A 4,057-nucleotide genomic window follows, 5' to 3' on the forward strand; every position below is an offset into this window, starting at 1 on the left:
CGTTTCAGCCCTTCTCGGCCCGGGCCCGCCGACGGGCCAGCAGCGCCTCGCGCTTCTCGTCGAACTTCCGCGCCTGGTCGTCGAGGCCGCTCATGAACAGCCCCAGCTCCTCCTGGGCGCGCAGACCCTCCGGGCCGAGGCCGGTGATCTCCAGGACCTTCAGGAAGCGCAGCACCGGCTGCAGCACGTCGTCGTGGTGGATGCGCAGGTTGTAGATGCCGCCGATGGCCATCTGGGCGGCCGCGCGCTCGAAGCCGGGGATGCCGTGGCCGGGCATCCGGAAGCCGACCACCACGTCGCGCACGGCGGACATCGTCTGGTCGGGCGCCAGCTCGAAGGACTTCCCCAGCAGGTTGCGGTAGAAGACCATGTGCAGGTTCTCGTCGGTGGCGATGCGCGCGAGCATGCGGTCGCAGACCGGGTCGCCGGAGTGGTGGCCGGTGTTGCGGTGCGAGATGCGGGTCGCCAGCTCCTGGAAGGCGACGTAGGCCACCGAGTGCAGCATGCTGTGGCGGTTGTCGGACTCGAACCCCTCCGACATGTGCTGCATGCGGAAGCGCTCCAGCGCGACCGGGTCGACGGCCCGCGAGGTGAGCAGGTAGTCCCGCATCACGATGCCGTGCCGGCCCTCCTCCGCCGTCCAGCGGTGCACCCAGCTGCCCCAGGCGCCGTCACGGCCGAAGAGCGAGGCGATCTCGTGGTGGTAGCTGGGGAGGTTGTCCTCGGTCAGCAGGTTGACCACGAGGGAGGTGCGGGCGATGTCCGAGACCTTCGACTGCTCCGGGAGCCAGGCGTCACCGCCCAGCGGACCGTCGAAGTTGCGCCCGTCGCTCCACGGCACGTACTCGTGCGGCATCCATTCCTTGGCCACCTTCAGGTGCCGGTTGAGCTCGGTCTCGACGACCTCTTCGAGCGCGTACAGCAGTCGGGCGTCGCTCCACACGGCCTGGCCGTCATGGGAGGGGGCGAGGGTCACGGGCAGCTCCTGGGCGATCATCACCTACGGCTCCGTAGGTTACGACACCGTAGGTTAATGGTGGGACAAACGCCAAAGCCGTTGGCCAATGCACCGACCGCGGGACGCCCCGGGAGCGGGGAAGGGCGGCGAAAAGGGCAGCAAAAAGGCCGGCACCCCCTCAGGGGTGCCGGCCTTCGAAAAGCGGCGGTCAGACGAGCAGCGTCACCGCGCGGTGCGCGGGTAGTGCGTGTCGTGCGTGCGGGTGTTGTCGGAGTGCTTGGCGAGGACCATCGTCAGGCCCGTGATCACCAGGAAGAGGACGATGGGCGCGGCCACGTAGAGGCCGAGCGTGTTGATCGTGCTCAGGCCGGGGCCCGGGTCGTCGCCGTCGTCGCGGGTGAGCGCGAACGCGGGGGACGACATCAGCAGCATCAGCAGCGTGCCCGCGGAGATGGCACCGGCGCGCACGGCGTTCTTGTTGACCTTATTGCTCACGGCCTCAACGTATCGGACACCCGCGCGGCCCGCGCGCCCGGGGTGGCCTATCGGCGTCACCGGCCCCCGGCGGCCGCCCTGACCTCCTCCATCAGGGCGTGCAGCCGGGGCGAGACGGCCAGCTCCTCCAGCGGCACCGGCCGGCCCGTGGCGTCGGCCACCGGCAGCCGCCAGTTCGGGTACTGGTCCCAGGTGCCCGGCAGGTTCTGCGGGCGCCGGTCCCCCACCGCGTCCGGCAGCCAGACGCCGACCATCCGGGCGGGGGTGCGCAGCAGGAAGCGGTGCACCGCCCTGACCGCCGCCTCCTCGTCGCCCGGCCCCTCCGGCAGCAGCCCCAGCCGCCCGAAGAGCGCCAGCCACTCCGCGACCGCCGTGGCGTCCTCGCGCTGCTCGGTCTCCAGCGGCCGGGTGAGCAGCCCCAGCCGGTGCCGCAGCTCGACGTGGTCGCCGGTCAGCCGGGCGGCGGTGCTCGGCAGGTCGTGCGTGGTGGCCGTCGCCAGGCATCCGGCGCGCCAGCGCCCGGGCTCCAGCGGCTCCGCGTGCGCGGCGCCGTCCCCGCCGTTGCCGTCCGCGGCGCCGCTCCCGGCTCCCTGCCCGCTCTCCGCGCCCCTCCCCGCGTCCTCCGCACCCGCCGCGCGCTGTGCGCCGTCGTAGTCGCGCTCGAACCACAGCACCGAGGTGCCCAGCACCCCACGCTCCGCGAGCGCCTCGCGCACGCCGGGCTCGACCGTGCCCAGATCCTCGCCGATGACGACGGCCCCCGCGCGGTGTGCCTCCAGGGCGAGCACCGCGAGCATGGCCTCGGCGTCGTAGCGCACGTAGGCGCCGCGCCGCGGCTCGTAGCCCTGCGGCACCCACCACAGCCGGAACAGCCCCATCACGTGATCGATGCGCAGCCCTCCCGCGTGCCGCAGCAGCCCGCGCAGCAGGTCGCGGTAGGGGGCGTAGCCGGTGGCGGCGAGGGCGTCGGGGCGCCAGGGCGGCAGGCCCCAGTCCTGGCCGCGGGAGGTGAAGGCGTCGGGGGGAGCGCCGATGGACATGCCGGCGGCGAAGGCGTCCTGCTGGGCCCAGGCGTCGGCGCCCGAGGGGTGGACGCCTACGGCCAGGTCGTGGACGAGGCCGACGCGCATGCCGCCGTCGAGGGCGGCCCGCTGGGCGGCGGCCAGCTGCCCGTCGGTCAGCCAGGCCAGCCAGCAGTGGAAGTCGACGCGCTCCAGCAGCTCGCCGCGGGCGCGGGCGGTCCTGGCCGAGCGCGGGTCGCGCAGGCCGGCGGGCCACGAGCGCCAGTCGGGGCCGTGCACCTCGGCGAGGGCGCACCAGGTGGAGTGGTCGTCGAGGGCCTGGCCCTGCTCGGCGAGGAAGTCCGCGTAGGCGGCGCGCCGGCCGGGGCCCAGCGGCACCGTGCGCAGCAGCTCCAGGGCGCGGCGCTTGAGGTCCCAGACCGCGTCGCGGTCGATCAGCGCGCCGTCCTGGAGCACGGCCCGGCGCAGCGCGGCGGCGCCGGCCGTCAGCTCGTCCGCCTGCGCCCGGGCGGGGCCGGTGAGGTAGGCGTACTCGGGGATCTCCTCGATGCGCAGGTGGACGGGGTCGGGGAAGCGGCGGGAGGAGGGGCGGTAGGGCGAGGGGTCGGTGGGCGGGCCGGGCACGGCCGCGTGCAGGGGGTTGACCTGCACGAAGTCGGAGCCGAACGTGCGGGCGGACCAGGTGGCGAGCTCGGCGAGGTCGCCGAGGTCGCCCATGCCCCAGGAGCGGGCGGACAGCAGGGAGTACAGCTGGACGAGGAAGCCGTGGCTGCGCCCGGGGGGTGCGGGGATCCGCCCTGGGGCGACGATCAGGGGCGCGCTCGCGGACCGGCCGTCGGGGGCCTGGGCGCGCAGGAGGTGGCCGCCCGGCGGGAGGGGCTCGGCGCCGGGCCCCGCCGCGGGGTCCCAGGGCAGGGTCCGGCCGTCCTCGGTGTCGACGCGCAGCAGGGTGCCCTCGGGGAGCTCCGGGAGATTCCGCTTGCCGCCGTCCCGGAGCACGACCACCGGCGGCAGCAACCGGCCCCGGCGGGCCGCACGGTGGGCCTCCAGGGCGTCCTGGACGGCCCGGGGCGTGGTGGCGTCGACGCCCAGCGCGGCCAGGACCGCGACGACGGTGTCCTCGGAGACGCGGACGGTGCGGCCGGGCTCCGGTTGGTAGGTGGTGGCGACGCCGTGCAGCTCGGCGAGGCGCGCTCTGCCCATGTCAGACCTCCGTGGTCGCCCCCGTGCCGCGTGCCCGGAGCCCTACCCACCTGTCGTGGCCGCCGACACCTTGCGTTCCCCGATGTCGATTTGGCGTCTCTTCGGGGGACATCGCGATCGATTCCGCTTCGCCCGCGGTCCTCACCTCGGCGGGCATTACCGGCAGTTCGGTCAGCCGCGTTGACACGCTCCGCGCCTGGTGATGGGCTCGTCGACCACGGGAGCGACACCCGGCGTGACATCCGGGGGCGAGGAGAAGGCCGTGCGGTTCCTGGGCGACGACGACCCCTCGGGCGGAGGCCGCGACGCCGGCGGCGCGGCGCCGGCCGGCCGGGTCCTGGGCACCGGCCGCCTCGGCCGGCCGGGCACCCCGGCCGGG

At 74.8% G+C, this 4,057-nt stretch carries 3 protein-coding genes; all 3 read right to left on the bottom strand.

What is annotated here, in order from left to right:
• Window positions 1-4: 4 nt before the first annotated feature.
• Window positions 5-976, bottom strand: a complete 972-nt coding sequence (locus LE181_RS25235) for an acyl-ACP desaturase (RefSeq protein WP_225663794.1) — start codon at window positions 974-976, stop codon at window positions 5-7.
• Between the two features lie 204 nt (window positions 977-1,180).
• Window positions 1,181-1,453, bottom strand: a complete 273-nt coding sequence (locus tag LE181_RS25240) for a hypothetical protein (RefSeq protein ID WP_225663792.1) — start codon at window positions 1,451-1,453, stop codon at window positions 1,181-1,183.
• Between the two features lie 56 nt (window positions 1,454-1,509).
• Window positions 1,510-3,678: a 4-alpha-glucanotransferase gene (malQ, locus tag LE181_RS25245; RefSeq protein ID WP_225663793.1), complete on the bottom strand. Its 2,169-nt coding sequence runs from the start codon at window positions 3,676-3,678 to the stop codon at window positions 1,510-1,512.
• Window positions 3,679-4,057 lie beyond the last annotated feature (379 nt).

Origin of the sequence: Streptomyces sichuanensis (assembly GCF_020328095.1) — a bacterium.
GTDB classification, from domain to species: domain Bacteria; phylum Actinomycetota; class Actinomycetes; order Streptomycetales; family Streptomycetaceae; genus Streptomyces; species Streptomyces cinnamoneus.